The sequence below is a fragment of the Bradyrhizobium sp. NBAIM08 genome (genome assembly GCF_020193935.1).
Classification (GTDB): domain Bacteria; phylum Pseudomonadota; class Alphaproteobacteria; order Rhizobiales; family Xanthobacteraceae; genus Bradyrhizobium; species Bradyrhizobium yuanmingense.
In genome coordinates this window covers 1-396 of the sequence record NZ_JADYVR010001095.1, presented here as the reverse complement: position 1 = coordinate 396, position 396 = coordinate 1, and the positions used below count along the sequence as shown (strand labels likewise).

At 73.7% G+C, this 396-nt stretch carries 1 protein-coding gene; it reads right to left on the bottom strand.

Going from position 1 to position 396, the window contains the following annotated elements:
- On the bottom strand, nt 1-396 hold a 396-nt coding region (locus tag I6F37_RS43635; protein ID WP_368736838.1), incomplete at both ends, for an RCC1 domain-containing protein.

Here is a 396-nt window from a genome sequence, read left to right as displayed (position 1 = left end):
GTACGTGGCTCCGCCGGCGCTCGCGCACGTCACTGCATCACCGGCGCCGATCGCCGTCACGCCGGCGAGGGAGGTCTGCACCGGCACCGCGTGATCCATCATCGTGCCGGTCCCGAGCTCCCCATCGCGACCGCGCCCCCAGCACCACAGCGATCCATCGGCGGTGACGGCGCACGTGTGCGACCCACCTGCGGTCAGGCGAGTGACACCGACGAGACCCGTCGCGACGGGCGTCGCGCGTGCGGCCGTACCGCCATCGCCGAGCTGGCCGTGCCGGTTGTCGCCCCAGCAGTACACCTCGCGCTGCGATCCGATCACGGCGCATGCGTGATGGTCGGCCACCGCGAGGGCGTGAGCACCGTCGGGAAGCGAGACGGGCGCGGCCGTGCGCCGGGC